Annotated in this window: 16 protein-coding genes and 1 pseudogene; 8 read left to right on the forward strand and 9 right to left on the reverse strand. The window is 66.5% G+C overall.

What is annotated here, in order from left to right; all coding sequences use genetic code 11:
- The 6 genes and pseudogenes from AC1DZV_RS07500 to AC1DZV_RS07525 form a co-directional block, all read right to left on the reverse strand.
- Window positions 1-317 (reverse strand): annotated as a pseudogene (locus AC1DZV_RS07500) (pyridoxal 5'-phosphate synthase lyase subunit PdxS); the annotation flags it as partial.
- A 208-nt stretch (window positions 318-525) separates the two neighbouring features.
- Entirely contained in the window at window positions 526-1,164 is a 639-nt protein-coding gene (gene pgsA / locus AC1DZV_RS07505; protein WP_243177342.1) for a phosphatidylinositol phosphate synthase, read from the reverse strand.
- Window positions 1,157-1,777 (reverse strand): HIT family protein, encoded by a 621-nt coding sequence (locus tag AC1DZV_RS07510; protein WP_476849327.1) that lies wholly within the window; start codon window positions 1,775-1,777, stop codon window positions 1,157-1,159. The genes pgsA and AC1DZV_RS07510 overlap by 8 nt, the downstream gene beginning before the upstream one ends.
- A gap of 19 nt (window positions 1,778-1,796) precedes the next feature.
- Window positions 1,797-3,806 (reverse strand): threonine--tRNA ligase, encoded by a 2,010-nt coding sequence (gene thrS, locus AC1DZV_RS07515; protein WP_476953346.1) that lies wholly within the window; start codon window positions 3,804-3,806, stop codon window positions 1,797-1,799.
- A 129-nt stretch (window positions 3,807-3,935) separates the two neighbouring features.
- Complete coding sequence (locus AC1DZV_RS07520; protein WP_476953347.1) at window positions 3,936-7,448, reverse strand: DNA polymerase III subunit alpha; 3,513 nt, start codon at window positions 7,446-7,448, stop codon at window positions 3,936-3,938.
- On the reverse strand, window positions 7,445-7,780 hold the full coding sequence (locus AC1DZV_RS07525) for a DUF6504 family protein (RefSeq protein WP_476953348.1): 336 nt from the start codon (window positions 7,778-7,780) through the stop codon (window positions 7,445-7,447). Before AC1DZV_RS07525 ends, AC1DZV_RS07520 begins: the two co-directional genes overlap by 4 nt.
- Before the next feature lie 246 nt (window positions 7,781-8,026).
- Between AC1DZV_RS07525 and AC1DZV_RS07530 the strand changes: the two genes are divergently transcribed.
- The gene (locus AC1DZV_RS07530) at window positions 8,027-8,413 is read left to right on the forward strand and encodes a hypothetical protein (RefSeq protein WP_018773194.1); all 387 of its coding nucleotides are present in this window, start codon (window positions 8,027-8,029) and stop codon (window positions 8,411-8,413) included.
- A gap of 7 nt (window positions 8,414-8,420) precedes the next feature.
- On the opposite strand, the gene AC1DZV_RS07535 is transcribed toward AC1DZV_RS07530, so the two are convergent.
- Complete coding sequence (locus AC1DZV_RS07535; RefSeq protein ID WP_028277548.1) at window positions 8,421-8,747, reverse strand: chorismate mutase; 327 nt, start codon at window positions 8,745-8,747, stop codon at window positions 8,421-8,423.
- Between the two features lie 14 nt (window positions 8,748-8,761).
- On the opposite strand from AC1DZV_RS07535, the gene AC1DZV_RS07540 reads away from it, so the two are divergent.
- Entirely contained in the window at window positions 8,762-9,184 is a 423-nt protein-coding gene (locus AC1DZV_RS07540) for a VOC family protein (RefSeq protein WP_476949380.1), read from the forward strand.
- A 70-nt stretch (window positions 9,185-9,254) separates the two neighbouring features.
- Here the strand turns inward: AC1DZV_RS07540 and AC1DZV_RS07545 are convergent, their stop codons facing one another.
- Complete coding sequence (locus AC1DZV_RS07545; RefSeq protein ID WP_476953349.1) at window positions 9,255-10,001, reverse strand: SOS response-associated peptidase; 747 nt, start codon at window positions 9,999-10,001, stop codon at window positions 9,255-9,257.
- Between the two features lie 287 nt (window positions 10,002-10,288).
- Here AC1DZV_RS07545 and AC1DZV_RS07550 point away from each other — a divergent pair, with 287 nt between their 5' ends.
- From AC1DZV_RS07550 to AC1DZV_RS07575, 6 genes are all read left to right on the forward strand, one after another.
- Entirely contained in the window at window positions 10,289-10,546 is a 258-nt protein-coding gene (locus tag AC1DZV_RS07550; protein ID WP_011692168.1) for a mycoredoxin, read from the forward strand.
- A 72-nt stretch (window positions 10,547-10,618) separates the two neighbouring features.
- Complete coding sequence (locus tag AC1DZV_RS07555; RefSeq protein WP_476849334.1) at window positions 10,619-11,704, forward strand: S-(hydroxymethyl)mycothiol dehydrogenase; 1,086 nt, start codon at window positions 10,619-10,621, stop codon at window positions 11,702-11,704.
- Entirely contained in the window at window positions 11,701-12,363 is a 663-nt protein-coding gene (locus AC1DZV_RS07560) for an MBL fold metallo-hydrolase (RefSeq protein ID WP_476949378.1), read from the forward strand. Before AC1DZV_RS07555 ends, AC1DZV_RS07560 begins: the two co-directional genes overlap by 4 nt.
- A 39-nt stretch (window positions 12,364-12,402) precedes the next feature.
- Window positions 12,403-12,858: a DinB family protein gene (locus tag AC1DZV_RS07565; RefSeq protein ID WP_476953410.1), complete on the forward strand. Its 456-nt coding sequence runs from the start codon at window positions 12,403-12,405 to the stop codon at window positions 12,856-12,858.
- Window positions 12,859-13,783: 925 nt separating this feature from the next.
- Window positions 13,784-14,542, forward strand: coding sequence for a VOC family protein (locus AC1DZV_RS07570; RefSeq protein WP_476953350.1), 759 nt, complete (start codon window positions 13,784-13,786; stop codon window positions 14,540-14,542).
- A 56-nt stretch (window positions 14,543-14,598) separates the two neighbouring features.
- Window positions 14,599-16,041 carry an AAA family ATPase gene (locus AC1DZV_RS07575; protein ID WP_476953351.1) on the forward strand — a complete coding sequence of 481 codons (1,443 nt, stop codon included), beginning with the start codon at window positions 14,599-14,601 and terminating at the stop codon, window positions 16,039-16,041.
- A 28-nt stretch (window positions 16,042-16,069) separates the two neighbouring features.
- Here the strand turns inward: AC1DZV_RS07575 and AC1DZV_RS07580 are convergent, their stop codons facing one another.
- Window positions 16,070-16,858 carry a GNAT family N-acetyltransferase gene (locus AC1DZV_RS07580; protein ID WP_476953352.1) on the reverse strand — a complete coding sequence of 263 codons (789 nt, stop codon included), beginning with the start codon at window positions 16,856-16,858 and terminating at the stop codon, window positions 16,070-16,072.
- Window positions 16,859-16,884: the final 26 nt, after the last annotated feature.

The following is a 16,884-nucleotide window of genomic DNA, read 5'->3' on the forward strand; positions in this document are numbered from 1 at the left end:
ATCCTGGCCTTGGCCATGACGGGCATCCTGGCCTTGGCCATGACGGGCACGGACACGGACGCGATGATCTTGTCGATCATGTCGGGATCGGACATGCGGGACACGCCGCCCTGGGCGCGGATATCGGCCGGAACGCGTTCCAGCGCCATCACGGCCACGGCACCGGCGTCTTCGGCGATGCGGGCCTGCTCGGCGTTGACGACGTCCATGATGACGCCGCCCTTGAGCATCTCAGCCATGCCGCGCTTGACGCGGCTGCTGCCCGTGACGTTCTTCGCGGACGCGCCGGCTTCGCTGCTTACATCAGGTGTAGACACAAAAACCCCTATGGGTAGATAGATGACCTCGCCGGGGCGCGGACGGCACGTTCATGCCGCGTCTCGCACACACCGGATTACCGGATCCATTGGCCGGTAAAGCTAATACTATCCCCCGGCCGGGGCGCGGCAGAATTCGGGTTACAGCAGTCGAATCTCGCGCGGGGACTGGGATTCGGCGCGGCCGCCGGGGTGCCGTGTGGCGCCGTCAGGCGGGACGTTCCGTGGCGGTACCTTCGGGTTCCGCCAGCGACTGGCGGTGCACCGTCACGATGCGCTGGATCACCGTCACCAGGCTCGCTGTCGCGAGCAGGCACAGCGTCACGAAGAGCACCACCGGGGTCAGGCCCAGTCCGGTGAGCCCCGTGACCACCAGCACGGACACGAGGCGCTCGGCGCGCTCGGCGATGCCCACGTTGGCGTGGAAGCCCAGGGCCTCGGCCTTGGCCCGCGCATAGGAGACCACCATGCCGAGCACCAGGCAGAGAATGGCGGCGACGGCGATGGCCGGGTTGGCGCCGCCGGTGAAGAACCAGACGGCGACGCCGGCGAACAGGGCGCCGTCGGCCACGCGGTCAAGGGTGGAGTCCAGGAAATTGCCCCACCGGCCGCCGCGCTGCTGCATCCGGGCCATGATGCCGTCAATAACGTCGGAGAAAATGAACGCCGTGATGAACACGGTCCCCCAGAAGAGCTGCCCGAGCGGGTAAAACACGAGAGCGCCGATCACGACGCCGAGCGTGCCGACCACGGTCACGGCGTCGGGAGAGACCCCGATCCTCAGCAGCCAGCGGGCAACCGGGGAAAACAGGGCGGTGAAGAAGCCCCGGGCGTGCCTGTTAAGCATCCTTCTCCCCGGCTGTGTCCTGCGGCGCGGGCATTTCCTGCGGCCATGCGTCGGCGACCTGCTGACGGACCTCACCGAGGGTCTGCGTGACCGCCTTGGTCTGGGCAATGATGGGGAAGAAATTTCCGTCACCGCCCCAGCGCGGCACCACGTGCTGGTGCAGGTGGCCGGCGATGCCCGCCCCGCCGGTGACGCCCTGGTTCATGCCCAGGTTGAAACCGGAAGGGTTGGCGACTTTGCGCAGCACCCGCATGGCCGTCTGGGTCAGTTCGGCAAATTCCGCCGTTTCCTCGACCGTGAGGTCCGTGTAGTCCGGGATGTGCCGGTAGGGGCAGACCAGCAGGTGGCCCGGGTTGTACGGAAAGAGGTTCAGCACCACGTAGCTCGTCCTTCCCCGGTAGACGATCAGGGAGTCCTCATCGCCCCGCTCGGGCGCGGCGCAGAACGGGCAGTCGTCCGGGTTCTTGAACTGGTGCTGGCCGCCCTTAATGTACGCCATCCGGTGCGGGGTCCACAGGCGCTGGAAAGCGTCCGGGACCCCGGCCAGGCTGAAGTCGTCCGTCACGGCGTGGTCGCCCGGATACTCCGGCCCGGCCCCTGTGGTTTCCTGCACGCGCTGCCCTTCCGTCTTCCTAGCTGGTCCGGTTTCGGACAGCGTCGACGATCCGCTGCACGGCCTCGGACACGGGCACGCCGTTGTTCTGGCTGCCGTCGCGGAAGCGGAAGGACACGGCACCGGCCTCGGCGTCGTCCCCGCCGGCGATCAGCACGAACGGGATCTTGTCCTTGCTGGCCGTGCGGATCTTCTTCGGGAAACGGTCCGAGGAGATGTCCACCTCGGCGCGGATACCGGCCGCTTTGAGCTGGTCCACGACGTCGAACATGTAGTCGTTGAATGCCTCCGCCACCGGGATTCCCACCACCTGGACCGGTGCCAGCCAGGCGGGGAAGGCACCGGCGTAGTGCTCGGTGAGCACGCCCATGAAGCGCTCCACCGAGCCGAACAAGGCGCGGTGGATCATCACGGGCCGCTGCCGGGTGCCGTCGGCGGCCTGGAACTCGAGTTCGAACCGCTCGGGCAGGTTGAAGTCCAGCTGGATGGTGGACATCTGCCAGGTCCGGCCGAGCGCATCCTTGGCCTGGACGGAAATCTTGGGGCCGTAGAATGCGGCTCCGCCCGGATCCGGGATGAGCTCGAGCCCGGAGGCTTCGGCCACCTCGGCGAGGGTGCGGGTGGCTTCGTCCCATGTGGCGTCGTCGCCGACAAACTTGTCCTCGTTCTTGGTGGAGAGCTCGAGGTAGAAGTCGTCCAGGCCGTAGTCCTTGAGCAGGCCCAGGACGAAGTTCAGCGTGCTGGTGAGCTCATCCTTCATCTGCTCGCGGGTGCAGTAGATGTGGGCGTCGTCCTGGGTCATGCCCCGGACGCGGGTCAGGCCGTGCACCACGCCGGACTTCTCGTAGCGGTAGACCGAGCCGAACTCGAAGAGCCGCAGCGGCAGTTCGCGGTAGGAGCGGCCGCGGGACCGGAAGATCAGGTTGTGCATGGGGCAGTTCATCGGCTTGAGGTAGTAGTCCTGGCCGGGCTTGCGCACGGTGCCGTCCTCGTTCAGTTCCGCGTCGATGTGCATCGCCGGGAACATGCCCTCGCGGTACCAGTCCAGGTGGCCGGAGACCTCGTAGAGGTGGCCCTTGGTGATGTGCGGGGTGTAGACGAAGTCGTAGCCGGCATCGACGTGGCGCTGGCGGGAGTAGTCCTCCATGGCCTTGCGGATAATGCCGCCCTTGGGGTGGAAGACCGGCAGACCGGAGCCGAGCTCGTCCGGGAAGGAGAACAGGTCCAGTTCCGCGCCGAGCTTGCGGTGGTCGCGGCGCTCGGCCTCGGCAATGCGCTCCTGGTAGGCCTTGAGCGCGTCCTTGGTGGGCCAGGCGGTGCCGTAGATGCGCTGCAGCTGCTGGTTGTTCTGGTTGCCCAGCCAGTAGGCGGCCGAGGAACGGGTCAGGGCAAAGGCGTTGGAGATCAGCTTGGTGTTCGGCAGGTGCGGGCCGCGGCACAGATCGCACCAGATGCTGTCGCCGCTCTTGCGGTCCACGTTGTCGTAAATGGTGATGTCGCCGGCGCCGACCTCAACGTTGACGCCTTCTCCGGCCTCGGCGGCGTCATTCTTCCTGCCCAGCAGTTCGAGCTTGTAGGGCTCGTCCTTCATCGCTTCGCGGGCCTCGTCCTCGGACACCACGCGGCGCACGAACTTCTGGTTCTGGTTGATGATCTTCTGCATCATCTTTTCGAGCTGGCGGAGGTCTTCCGGGGTGAACGGTTCCGCGACGTCGAAGTCGAAGTAGAAGCCGTCCGTGATGTAGGGGCCGATGCCGAGCTTGGCGTCGGGGCGCAGCTGCTGCACGGCCTGGGCCATGACGTGGGCCGTGGAGTGGCGCAGGACGTTGAGCCCGTCCGGGGAATCAATGGTGACGGCCTCGACATTGGCGTCCTCGGGAAGGGGCTGGTCCAGGTCCTTCAACTCGCCGTTAACGCGGGCCACAACGACGTCGCGGCGCTCAAAGAAGAGTTCCGCGCCGGTGGTCCCGGTAGTCACCTTGGTCTCTTCGCCGTCGACGAGAAGGGTGATCTGCTGGGCATCTGACACGGGTGTCTCCTATTCAAAGTTAAGGCTTCGTAGCTTGTGGCGTACGGGGACCACAGCCAGCCTCGTCCATGCTATCGGTTTCTCCAGAGGCCAACCAACGCGCCACGAGCGAGCCGCACCGCCGTCCGGTCAGCCGCCCAGCCCGGTGATGGCGAGGTTCCTGCTGATCCCGTCCAGGGGGCTGGGCAGGGGGCCGGACAGGTAAGGCTCCTGCCGGCCGGCGGCGCCGGGAGCCGATGCCGGGAACGGGAGGGTCTCCGGGCGGCTGAGGTCCCAGGCCATGGAGGCGCTGATGCTGATCCCCCGCGGCCCGGTCCGGCGGGTGGTGCCGCGGATCAGGAGCAGGCGGGTGCCGAACAGCAAGGGTCCGGACTGCTCCTGTGCCTCGTGGAAGAACACCGAATCCACGCAGCCCGTGCCGTCGTCGACGCTGATGAACACCACCCGCCGGCCACCCCTCATGGGCGGGGTCTGGGTGGCCACCCGGACCCCGGCAACCAGCACCTCCGTGCCATTGCGCAGTCCCAGCAGCTTGTCCGCGGTGGTGACGCCCAGCCGGTCCAGCAGCGGGCGGTGGCTGGTCATGAGGTGCTCGCTGACGTCCACGGCCATCAGGTCCAGTTCCGCCCGGACGTTGTCCACCATGCTGGGCGCGGGCAGTGCCGCCTTGAGGTTCGTCAGCTCCACGTCCCCCAGCGGCAACGCCAGCTGGCCCTCATTGACTTCCACGCCCTTCCGGAAGGGGCGGGCCTGGAGTTTCTGCAGGTGCTGGACCAGGTCCGCCCGGTTTGCGTCTCCCCCGGACGCCCGGTGCAGCGAATCGAAGGCGCCCAGCTGGGCCAGGCGCTGGATGCTGGGCCGGCTGAGCCGCGACCTCGCCCGCAGGTCCGCCAGCGAGTCGTAGGGCTGGCCGGCCACAATCCGTTTCAGCTCGGCGCCGGAGAGCCCGAAGATGCCGTTCAGGCTCAGCCGGATGCCCAGCCTGCCCCGGTCCGGCCCGGATTCCACCCGCTCCACCCGGTACTCGGCCTGGCTCCGGTTGATGTCGAGGGGAAGGATGGGGATCCCCAGCCGGCGGGCCTCGGCCACGAGCAGGCGTTTGGGGTACATTCCGGGGTCGTGTTCCCAGAGCCCGGCGAGGAACGCCTCCGGGTGGTGTGCCTTCAGCCAGGCAGACTGGTAGGTGGGCACGGCGAAGGCGGCTCCGTGGGCCTTGCAGAACCCGAAGCTGCCAAAGGCCTTGAGCGTGCCCCAGACCTTGTCCACCACCTCGGGACTGTAGTTCCGGGCACGCGCCTCCTTCCGGAAGAACTCCTCCACCCTGGCTTCAAGCACGTCATTGCCGAGGGCACGGCGGAATTCGTCGGCCCGCGCCAGCCCGCACCCGGTCATGACGTCGAAGGTCTTGAGGATTTGTTCGTGGAAGACCGTGACCCCGTGGGTCTCTTTCAGGACAGGCTTGAGGTCGGGATGCGGGTAGACCTCGGGGGCGAAGCCGTGCCGGTGCTCCAGGAAGGGCCGGACCATGTCGGATTTCATCGGCCCCGGGCGGAACAGCGAGATGTCAATGATGAGATCGTTGAATTCCCGGGGGGCCAACTTGCCGATCAGTTCGCGCTGGCCCGGGGATTCGATCTGGAAGCAGCCCAGGGTGTGGGTGCTCCTGATCAGCTCATAGGTGGGCTCGTCATCGAGCGGGACCGCGTTGAGGTCGATGTGCCCGTCCCCTGAGATGTAATCCGGGCCCGTCCCGTCCGGGCCGGCCGGATGCGCGCCGGCGGCCACCACCTCGGCCTTGGAGGGATGCAGACGGATCACTTCCCGGACGGCGAAGGCCATCGCGCTCTGCATCCGGACGCCAAGGACGTCGAGTTTCAGCATGCCCATGGGGTCCATGTCGTGCTTGTCGAACTGGCTCATGGGCAGGCCCAGGCCGCTGGGCTGCACGGGGGTGCGGTCCAGCAGGGTGGCGTCGCCGAGGATGACGCCGCAGGGGTGCATGGAGATGTGGCGGGGCAGCCGGTCCAGCCGCTCCGTGAGGTCCACCAGCAGGTCCAGCTGCTGGTTCTCGGAGAAGCCGCGTTGCTCCACCCGGTCCGCGAATTCCTTCAGCTCGGGTTTCTCCACAAGGGCTTCGCGGAAGTGCCGGGCCGAGAACCGCCACAGCTGCTTGGCGATTTCCCCGACCTCGCCGTCGTCCATGCCCAGGGCCAGGCCGGCGTCGCGCACGGCACCGCGAGCGCGGTAACCGTTCTGCATGCTCATCAGCGTGACGCGCTCGGCGCCGAAGCGCTCAAAGATCTTCCGGTAGACGTTGTGCCGTTCGGCGCTTTCGACGTCGATGTCGATGTCCGGCAGCGTGGCACGGTCGCGGGAGAGGAAGCGTTCAAAGATGAGGTCGTGCTGGAGCGGGTTCACCTGGCTGATGTCGATCAGGTAGTTGACCAGGCTGGAGGCGCCCGAACCGCGCGCGGCGGCCCGGACGCCCAGGGCCAGGATCATCCGGGAGACCTCTGCGACGGTCAGGAAGTACGAGGCGAAGCCCAGCGAGTCGATGATCCGGAGCTCGTGCTCCAGCCTGGTCCGCAGCTGCTGTTCCCGCTGCCCGGAAATGCCCGGGAAGCGGCGGCCGATGCCGGCCTCACACCGCAGGGTCAGTTCGGCGAGCGCGTCGCCGTCGATCCCGATCACGGATGCCTCCGGGACCACGGGCTGTTTCCAGCCCATGTCGGCTTCCGGATCCATGCGGCAGCGGTCCGCGAGCGCCTCTGTCTGGGCCAGGAGCCGTTTGAGGTCCGCTGTGCCGTAGCCGGCGGCGTGGATGATCTCCTTGCCCAGCTGCAGCATCCGGGCCGCCGATTTGAGCCAGCCCTGCCCGTTGGGCTGCAGCAGCGGGGCGGCGGAGAGCTCGGGGAGGGATTTCAGCGTCCGGGCCGAGTCCAGCACATCGGCGGTGGCCGCGCCGTCCTCAGCCACGTACCGCACGGCGTTGCTCAGCACGGCGGGCACCCCGTGTTCTGCGGCGAGTTTGAGCATGCGCACCGCGTGGGCGGTGCTCAGCGGTTCCCCGGGCGGGCTGAGCTGGGACACAACCTCTGCCGCCAGCGTTCCGGGGGGCATGGCGTCCAGCCAGCGTTTGAACAGGGTGCGGGGCCGCAGGTAGCGCCGGCCGCCCATGGCCCGGCCGACGTCGGAGTCCGGGCCGATCAGCACTGTCAGGACCGGCTTCAGGGTGTCCGGGTGCAGGGTGCGGGAGGCCAGTTCCGCACGGGTGACGGCCACCGGCACTATTCCCTGCGCCTTGCCCGTGGTGCGGGCGTGGGCGTCGGAGATCAGCCGGCACAGCGCCCGGTAGCCGGCACCGTTGTTGTGTCCGTGCGCCAGCACGAGGACGCGGCCACCGAGCTGGGTGCGATGGTCGCCGTCGTCGTCAAAGACCGCAAGGTCCACCCCGACGATTGCATCCAGCCCGGCTGCCATGCACGCCTTCAGGTGCTTGACGGTTCCGTACAAGCCGTCGCGGTCCGTGCAGGCCAGCGCGGTGGCACCGTCAGCGGCGGCCGCGGCGGCAAGTTCATCCGGCCAGGAGACGCCATAGTGGGCGCTGAACGCGGTGGAGACGTGCAGATGGGTGAAGGTCATGCTGATTCGGGCTTCCGGAGGGGGTGCAGGGCGTCGTGGATCTTCAGGAGCCGCCACCGGCCGCTGCCGACATGCCGGGTCAGGTCAAGGGTGAGCGAGGAATCCGCGGCGTGATCCCCGGCCGCACGCACCTGGACCCGCCAGATCTCATGATCCACCAGGCCCGGCCCGCTTCCCAGTGGCGCCCGGCGTTCCTCGGCCCACCACTGGCGGCGTTCGTACCAGCGGACGGGGTCAGCGCAGACCGTGTAGCGCCGGCCGGCCCAGTCGAGGCGCAGGGGCTGGCCGGAGGGCGTGCAGACGACATCCACGGACTCGCTGAAAATACCCACGTTGCCTCCCGACCCAGTCCGGGCTGGAGCCGGCCCAGTCCCCGCTTCGACTTCCTACGTCCATTCCGCTTCCGGCGCCTTCTGTGTCAACGCCCTCTACTTCAATGCCCTCTGTTTCAACGCCTTCTACTTCAACGCTCTGTATTTATTCGAACATATCTTCGAATAAATACAGTCTACGTCGCGGAGCCGACAAAACCCAGATCGGGGGTGGACGGACGATTGCACAGGTAGCAGGATTGAGCCATGAGCTCCCATATCGCACTCCTGAAGCACGTAAAGATCGCCGCCAAGAATTCAACCTTGGTGGCGACCTTCGATATAGACGGAAATATCCCGGGGCAAGGCGCCTACGTGGTGGGCCTGCTGGCGGCCGGGCCGGACTACTCCCATCAGCGCAGACTGGGCATTGAGTTCATGAACGGTGAGGCCGTGTCCTTCTACTACTTCAACCATGACGGCACGGAAGAGAACTTCGACCTCAAAGGCGTGGAACACTCAGGAAACACCATCACGGGAAACTTCCCCATCGCGACTGTGCTTGGCCTGCCCAAGGGCCATCTCATGACGGCCTTCAGCGATTGTGACGGCCGGGACTACCAGGCCAACGTGCCTGTCGAAGAAGCCCTCTAGGCACCTTCTAGGAGCTGGACTTGTACACTTCCAGCTCGAGCGTGATGAAGGCATCGATCATCGCCCGGTAGGTCTTCTCGACAAGCTCGACGTCGATGTCCTTCTTTTCCGCCGTGGCGCGGACGTGTTCGATGACCCGCTCCACACGCCCGGGCGCGCGGACCTCGGCGCTGTCCGCCTTGAGGGTCCCGGCGATCCGGATCAGCCGTTCCCGGCGCCCGATCAAGGACACGATCTGCTCGTCCACCTCGTCAACAGCCACCCGCACGGCGGCGAGCTGTTCGCGGTCGGCCTGGGCGGCCTTGTCGTCTGCGTGATTTGTGGGCATGTGCATGACAGTATCGAAAGATGCAGCCACGAGTCGACTTCATATCGCTAGGTGTCCGCAGTGTTGACGCCTCACGCCGCTTCTACGTCGATGGCCTCGGATGGCCGGTCCACCGGGAAGTCCCCGGGGAGGTGCTCTTCATCCAGGTCAACCACGGCCTCATCCTCTCGCTCTGGGACGCGGGTCAAATGCAGTCCGAGGCGGCCACCGATCCCCCTGCCGGCATTGCGTGCATCACGCTCAGCCACAACCTGGCCGGCACGGCGGACGTCGACCGGGTGATGGCCGAAGCCGGGACCGCGGGAGCCCGCATCGTTGCGGTACCGAAGACCCAGCCCTGGGGCGGCTACACCGGCTACTTCGCCGATCCCGACGGCTACCGCTGGGAGGTCGCGTTCAACCCCGACTGGTCGGTCGACGGCGGCGGCAAAGTCACGCTCTGACCTCAGGTGACCACTACCGCCCCGTGCCTTGGCAGCCGGCGGGCAGCCGCCAGACAGGGCAGCGCACCCGCTAGAACAGGTTCCCCACCGGCTGGATGAGTTCCGGTGAGTCATTCCTGACGTTCCCGACGGCGGTGCCGACGGCGTCGATCGTCCAGCCTTCCGCGACGTCGTGCGCCCCGGCCCGGACCAGATCCACGAGCCCGGCCGCATCATCGGCCTGGGGGTCCAGCCACGTCTGCATGGTCTCGCGGTTCATGGGCAGCGGAACCCTGTCATGCAGCGCGGTCAGCTCGGCCAGCATTCCCCCGGCGTAGCCCTCCGGCGGCGAGTCGGTGGTCATGATCGAGGTCGAGAGCATCCAGCGCTCCGGGTCGCCCTCTTCCTTGGACGGGTCCCGCCACCATTCATAGAGTCCCGCGAAGACAAGGGGGCGTCCGTCCTTGGGATGGACGTAGTAGGGCTGCTTGGTGCGGCCCTCACCCTTCCACTCGTAGTAGCCGTCAGCCGGGACGGCGCAGCGACGGGCGCGGGTCGCTTTCCGGAAGGCGGGCTTCTCCAGCACGGTCTCGCTGCGGGCATTGATCATCTTGGACCCGATGCCCGGGTCCTTGGCCCAGGACGGCACTAAACCCCAGCGCGCAATGTGCAGTTGGCGGACCGGTTCTCCCTCCACCAGCCGTTCGAGCAGAATCGGCACATCCGCCGTCGGGGCCACGTTCCACGACGGCGGAATCGCGATCTCATCTTCCAGCCCGGCATCGAATTCGGCCAGCAGGTCTCCGACGGCCCGGGCCATCACGTAGCGTCCACACATGGCACCAGCATGCCACCGCACCCATCCCATGTCATCCGCCCGGCCGCCGTCACGCACTCTTCGGGAAGACCATCCTGGGCCCGCCGAGGTCGCCGGAAACCTGCGAACTCGCCGGAACTTTCCGGCGACTTCGCATCTTTACCGCGAATTCGCGTCCGACGGCATAGGTGGCAGCGCTCTCTGCGGGAATAGCGGGCTGCGGGGTACGGTTGTTGGCAGTAACGTACGACTTCAGTGGGCGCCCGGCCCGACATGCCGGACCCAACCACTTACTTGAGGAGAACTTCGTGGACTTCACCCCCGAATCCGGCACCATCACCATGTTTTCGACCACGTGGTGCGGCTACTGCAACCGGCTGAAGAAGCAGCTGGACGCGCAGGGCATCGGGTACACCGAGATCAACATCGAGGAAGTCGAAGGCACGGCCGATCTCGTCGAGCAGCTCAACGGAGGCAACCGCACCGTCCCCACCGTGCTGTTCCCGGACGGCACCGCCGCCACCAACCCCTCCGCAGCTGAGGTCAAGAGCCGGCTCGCCGCCTAGGCCCTTCCTGCATCCAAGGACACCACCAAACCACGACGGCGCGGCCTCCCAAGGAGCAAAGGAGCTTGTTTCATGGTCCATAAAGTCAAAGCCGCAGTAGTCCGGTCCAAGAATGCCGACGTCACCCTGGAGACGATCCTGGTGCCGGACCCCGGCCCCGGCGAGGCCCTCGTGGACATCCTCACCTGCGGTGTCTGCCACACCGATCTGCACTACAAGCAGGGTGCCATCAACGACGACTTCCCCTTCCTGCTCGGCCATGAGGCCACCGGCGTTGTCAGTGCCGTGGGACCGGACGTCACCGAGGTCGCCCCCGGGGACCGCGTGGTGCTGAACTGGCGGGCCGTCTGCGGCGAGTGCCGCGCCTGCCGCCGGGGCCAGCCGCAGTACTGCTTCAATACCCACAACGCCACCCAGAAAATGACGCTGGAGGACGGCACCGAGCTGACGGCCGCGCTGGGCATCGGTGCCTTCGCTGAAAAGACCCTCGTAGCGGCCGGCCAGTGCACCAAGGTGGACGACGACGCCGATCCCGCGGCCGTCGGTTTGCTCGGCTGCGGCGTCATGGCAGGCATCGGCGCGGCGATCAACACCGGAAACGTCCAGCGCGGCGATTCGGTCGCCGTGATCGGCTGCGGCGGAGTCGGCACGGCGGCCGTCGCCGGCGCGGCGCTCGCCGGCGCCACCACCGTGATCGCCGTCGACATCGATGCCAAAAAGCTCCAGCGCGCCAAGGATCTCGGCGCCACCCACACGGTGGACTCCTCCGCCGTCGACCCCGTCGAAGCGATCCGCGAACTGACCGGCGGTTTCGGCGCCGATGTGGTGATCGACGCCGTCGGCCGCCCGGAAACGTATAAGCAGGCCTTCTACGCCCGGGACCTCGCCGGCACGGTGGTCCTGGTGGGTGTGCCGAGCCCCGAGATGACCCTGGAACTGCCGCTGCTGGATGTGTTCGGCCGCGGCGGCTCGCTGAAGTCCTCCTGGTACGGCGACTGCCTGCCTTCGCGCGACTTCCCCACGCTCATCAGCCTCTACCGGCAGGGCAAGCTGGACCTGGACGCCTTCGTGACGGAGCGGATCACGATTGACCAGATCGAGGAAGCCTTCACGAAGATGCACGCCGGCGCCGTGCTGCGCTCGGTGGTGGAGCTGTGAACGCCGGCCCAGTGAGCATCCGGATCGACCGGCTGGTGACCTCCGGGACGTTTTCCCTCGATGGCGGCACCTGGGATGTTGAGAACAACGTCTGGATCCTCGGGGACGACGCCGAATGCGTCATCATCGACCCGGCCCACGATCCCGCTGCCGTGGCCGCGGCCGTCTCGGGCAGGAAGGTCACGGCAATCCTGCTCACGCACGGCCACGATGACCACATCAGCGCCGTGGGCGAGGTCCGGACGCTCGTGAACGCGCCCGTGTACCTGCACCGGGACGACTGGATGTTGTGGGAGCGGGTGTTCCCCGGCACCGAGCCGGACCACGCCATTGCCGACGGCAACACGTTCGGCGTCGCAGGGGCAAGGCTCGTGGCACTGCACACCCCCGGCCACTCGCCCGGGTCCGTGTGCTTCCTTCTCGAAAGCGAAGGCACCGTGCTTAGCGAACAAACAGTGTTCAGCGGGGACACGCTGTTCCAGGGTGGCCCCGGGGCGACGGGCCGTTCCTTCAGCGATTTCCCGACCATCATCGAGTCCATCCGAACCCGGCTCCTGCCGCTTCCGGCCGACACGACGGTCCGGACCGGCCACGGGGATCCCACAACGATCGGCGCCGAAGCACCGCACCTTGAGGAATGGATCGCCCGCGGCCACTGACCGCGTCCGCGGAAAGGCCCGGTCCGCTGCTTCCGGACCCTGCGTACCCAGTTCGATGCATTCCTCGATGAGCATCGTGCGGACCTGCACGCCTGTCTGGACGGGCTCACCGAAGAGGAGTCCCGGGCCTCGCTGGTGCCGTCGCGGACCACCCTCCTCGGGCTGGTCAAGCACGCCGCCTTCGTGGAGAAGGTCTGGTTTGACGAGGCCATCACGTGCCGGCCCCGGGCGGAGATCGGCATTCCGGCCACCCCCGACGAATCGTTCATCCTGGCGGATGACGACACCATCGCGGGCCTCCAGGCAGCCTACCTCCAGGCCTGCGAGGACTCACGCCGTCGGGCCGCTTCGCTCGGCCTTGACGACCTTGTCAGAGGAAACCGGCGCGGCCCGCTGCCGCTGCGGTGGGTCTACCTGCACATGCTCAGGGAACTCGCCCAGCACTGCGGCCACGCGGATATTCTGCGCGAGCAGATCCTCGCTGCGCGCACTTGACGGAACGGCCGCCCGGATCAAGGTTCTAAACCAGAAGAGCGGCATTGAACAATGGATGCTGGTGAGCGCGGATGCGGCCACCCCCGATTGGTTTTAACAGGGCCGCATCCGCGCTGGTCTAGGGAAGCCCGGGTTCAGGCTCTGGTCCCGCGTGCCGGCGGCGTAATCGCGCCCCGATCAGCTCAGACACCACAGCGGGGGCGCGCAAGGAACCAGGCCGGCCGGATGTCGTGCCCCATCTAAAGCCGAACGCCGTGAACGGGATTACGGCACTTCCGGGGACAACGACTCTGGTGGCCATGAGATAAGAACTCCCGCAACGAAGTTTGCAGCCTCTGCCTGACCAAATTCAGAATAGCAATTGCATTTGCCGTACAAAAGGAAAAGAGAGTAACAATTAATATGCGGCTTTTCCGGTCGGTGTCCCCCGTGGTCCGCCGCTCACCGTCTCCAGGGCCCACGGTTTTTGTCAGAACCACCCGTCCAGACAGATGTGGCATGCGGACGAGGTCAACCGGCCGTTGCGCTGGCCGTCATTTCGTGGACGGGGCGTATTCCGGGTAGTAGCGCTGGATCTCTTGAACGGTCTTGCCGGCCCTCACCATTCGCTCAACGGACATCATGCTCCGGACTTCCTCGTCCGAGGACCGGGTGCTGTTCCACGGTCCGATCGTTCGGTAGCAGAAGTCATTCGGATCGTTCAGCCTGGCGGGTTTTCATTCCTTTATTCATGGTTCCGCAATTGGCCAGAAATATGTTGGCGAGCCTACCGCACGGGTGCCAGGTTTCCCGAGCGACGGTGATTTCCCCTCGGTCGTGGAGGTTCGGCAGTTTGCCTCGCCGGAATCGCAGTTGGGTCTTGCTCCACTCCGCGGTCTTGGGAAACAATGTTCGCGGCGTAACGGGCCCCGGAGAAAGGGTTTCAATGACAGCGCGGGATACCTCCTCAGTCGGTGCTCCGTGCTGGGTCGACACCTGGCAGCCCGACCCCAAGGAGGCCAAGGACTTCTACGGTCCGCTCTTCGGCTGGACTTTCGACGACCCCGTTCCGATGCCGCCCGGGCTCGACGGCTTCTACTACGCTGCGCGCCTCCGCGGTCAACTGGTTGCCGGAATCGGACAGGCGCCGCCGCAATCGCCGCCGGGGTGGATCACCCACGTGCGTGTCGTAAACGTCGGGGAAGCCTTGGTTCGTGCCGAGCGGGCGGGGGGCAAGCGCCTGGCGCCGTTTGGTGCCGGCCCGGATGACCGTATTGCTGTGCTCGCCGATGCCACCGGCATCCCGTTCTGCCTGCGGCGGGCAGGAGTGAACGACGGCGCCCAGCTGGCCAATGAGCCGAATTCCTGGGCCATGAGCTCGCTGCACACCACAGATCTCGGGCGGGCCCAGGCGTTTTACGGTGCAATGTTCGACTGGGAACTCGAACCCGTCCCGGACGCCCCCTTCTCGCGGTGGCTCCGTTCCGGCCGGGTAGTGGCGGTGGTGGCAGCCACGGATGGCGTCGCGGTCCCGCCGCATTGGAGCGTCAATTTCGCAGTCCGCGACGCGGACGCCATTGCCCGGCAGGCCGTAACACTGGGTGGCAGCCTCCTGATGGCGCCAATGGACTCGCCGGGATTTCGCAGCGCCGTGATCAGGGACCCCCAGGGCGGCACCATCGCGGTCAGCGCAACCACCGGCTGACGCATGCTGGAGAGCATGAGCGCCACACCGTTTTGCGGCGCTGGTAGGGTCAGCCCATGGATGAAATTTTGGGGAAGTTCATCGACGATTTCGCGCGGCTCGTGGAGCTTACGCAGTCCGGGCAGCGTCGGGGGCAACCGGGAACCCAGCTGCTGACTACGCTCACCGAGCATTTGGCGGCCCGGGCCGAATCAGTGTCGGTAGTGGTTGAGGAGATTCCGCCGCACCGTTTCGTGGACGCAGACATCCTCATGGAAGAGCTCGCCGCAGAGGATCCTGAGTTCCGGCTCGTGGGCATCGGCGGTGGCGACCAACGCCACCATCACTCGCTGAGCGACATGCTGCAGCAGTCCCAGCTATATCCGCAGTTCCCCCTGTCCCAGCCGGACTACGCCAACCTCGCTGTCGGGCCGGACGAACAACGGCAGGCCGTGGCACTGGGGCTCTGGCTATTCAGCCATGGAGGCAGTCCCATCGCCGTGCTGCAGCGGGACGCCAACCCCCGGTATGGCCGGCAGTCAGCGTCCCTTGAGGTTTTGGCCGACGCTACAGATAAGGCCGCACGCTTCCTCTCGGAGTTCCGCAATCGGATGCAGCACCGCAGCGTGCTCAAGGGACAGGTCATTTCCCTGGTGATGGGAGAGTATGGTCCCAGCGCGGCCGGGGTGACGTTCCATGCACGGCCCGTCCTTGCCGCGTCGGATGTCATCCTGCCGGATGGCCTGCTGGAGAAAGTGTCGGACCACGCCTTAGGTATCGCCGAGCACCGTGAGTCTCTGATCAGGTACGGCCAACACCTCAAACGCGGCGTCCTGCTCTATGGCAAGCCGGGGACGGGCAAGACCCATACGGTGCGTTATTTGTTGAGCCGGAGCGTAGGTGTCACAGCAATCCTTCTTTCGGGAGGATCGCTCGCCAGGATCTCAGAAGCCGCCACCATGGCCAGGGCGCTCCAGCCCTCCATCGTGGTCCTTGAGGACTGCGACCTCATCGCCGAGGACCGCAGCTTCGGGCACGGACCCCAGCCGCTGCTATTCGAGGTGCTGGACGCCATGGACGGTTTGGCCAGCGACGCCGACGTCGCGTTCGTCCTCACCACCAACCGCGTGGACATGTTGGAACGCGCCCTGGCACAGCGTCCCGGCCGTGTGGACCTGGCGGTGGATATTCCTATGCCTGCCCAGGCGGAGCGGGTTGCGCTGATCAAACTGTATGCCCGCGGTATTCCCCTCAGCCCGAACGCGATTGAAAACGCCGCCGCCCGCACCGAAGGAACCACCGCCTCGTTCGCACGCGAACTCGTCCGCCGCGCGGTCGTTGCCGGCGCATTGGAAGGCGTGCCGGTGGCGGACCATCATCTTCAGAAGGCTGTGCATGACCTGATGGCCGACAGCGCCGCGCTCACCCGAAGCCTCCTCGGCAGCGGCGCCGGAGGCGACTCTGAGGGCATGGGCGGACCGTTCCCCGGACCGCCGGCGGCCTTCCATCCCGGGGGCTAGGACGCACCGCGCCAGTGCGCTTGTGCCCTCAGCGCCGCCACCGGTACGGGGTGGTCGTTGAGACTCGCAGCAATCCATAGCGTTCCAGGATCGGTCGCGAATATTCAGTCGAGTCACTGTGGATGAGTTTCTTCCCGAGCGCCAGCGCGGCCCGGGCCCGGGCGGCGGTGAGGGCACGGTAGATACCCTGACCACGCCATTCTGGCCGCGTCGCCCCGCCCCAGATGCCCGCGAATTCCGTACCCGGCACCGGCTCGAGGCGGCCCGCGCTCACGATCAGTCCTTCGTGTTCGGCTACCCACAGTTCCATGCCGTCATCGCGCGCCATGCGTTGCACGATTGCGTCGGCGTTGCCGTCGGAGTCGTCAACGCCGAAAACCTCGTCCTGCAACGCGCTCATGGCGCGGATGTCCCGTTCTGCGCTCACCGGCCGCAGGCTGACGCCGGGCGGGAGCTGGACGTCCACCGTCAAGGCGTTTGCCGGTCCGATCATGATCGACTCGGTCTCATTAGGCTCAAATCCGTTGTCGAGCAGTGCCGCGTGGAGTCCGGGCGCATGATCATGACCACGGGTTTTCCACTCGACCCGCACGATTGCGGGATCGCTGCGGTAAAACGCGAGCGCTTCGGCCACCCACTGCGCGATCGTCAGGGCGTTGGCCCCATCGAGGTTCTGATAGGTCACGAAGCCCCTGCCGCCTGCGAAGGTCACCAGCCGCAGCGGACCCAGCCGTTCCACGCCGCTGGCACTGGGCGTCTCTGCAGCTGTCCGGAGTTGCTGGTCGTACGCCACAAGAAGTTCTTCAGAAAGAGTCATCGGCGTCCACCCTACAGCCACACCGG

Source organism: Arthrobacter sp. P1_D12, from assembly GCF_056406175.1.

Coding starts and splice junctions, on each gene's coding strand:
- pgsA (WP_243177342.1), bottom strand. CDS start 1,164: ATGCTTAACAGGCACGCCCGGGGCTTCTTCACCGCCCTGTTTTCCCCG.
- AC1DZV_RS07520 (WP_476953347.1), bottom strand. CDS start 7,448: ATGACCTTCACCCATCTGCACGTCTCCACCGCGTTCAGCGCCCACTAT.
- AC1DZV_RS07530 (WP_018773194.1), top strand. CDS start 8,027: ATGAGCTCCCATATCGCACTCCTGAAGCACGTAAAGATCGCCGCCAAG.
- AC1DZV_RS07535 (WP_028277548.1), bottom strand. CDS start 8,747: ATGCACATGCCCACAAATCACGCAGACGACAAGGCCGCCCAGGCCGAC.
- AC1DZV_RS07540 (WP_476949380.1), top strand. CDS start 8,762: ATGCAGCCACGAGTCGACTTCATATCGCTAGGTGTCCGCAGTGTTGAC.
- AC1DZV_RS07545 (WP_476953349.1), bottom strand. CDS start 10,001: ATGTGTGGACGCTACGTGATGGCCCGGGCCGTCGGAGACCTGCTGGCC.
- AC1DZV_RS07555 (WP_476849334.1), top strand. CDS start 10,619: ATGGTCCATAAAGTCAAAGCCGCAGTAGTCCGGTCCAAGAATGCCGAC.
- AC1DZV_RS07570 (WP_476953350.1), top strand. CDS start 13,784: ATGACAGCGCGGGATACCTCCTCAGTCGGTGCTCCGTGCTGGGTCGAC.
- AC1DZV_RS07575 (WP_476953351.1), top strand. CDS start 14,599: ATGGATGAAATTTTGGGGAAGTTCATCGACGATTTCGCGCGGCTCGTG.
- AC1DZV_RS07580 (WP_476953352.1), bottom strand. CDS start 16,858: ATGACTCTTTCTGAAGAACTTCTTGTGGCGTACGACCAGCAACTCCGG.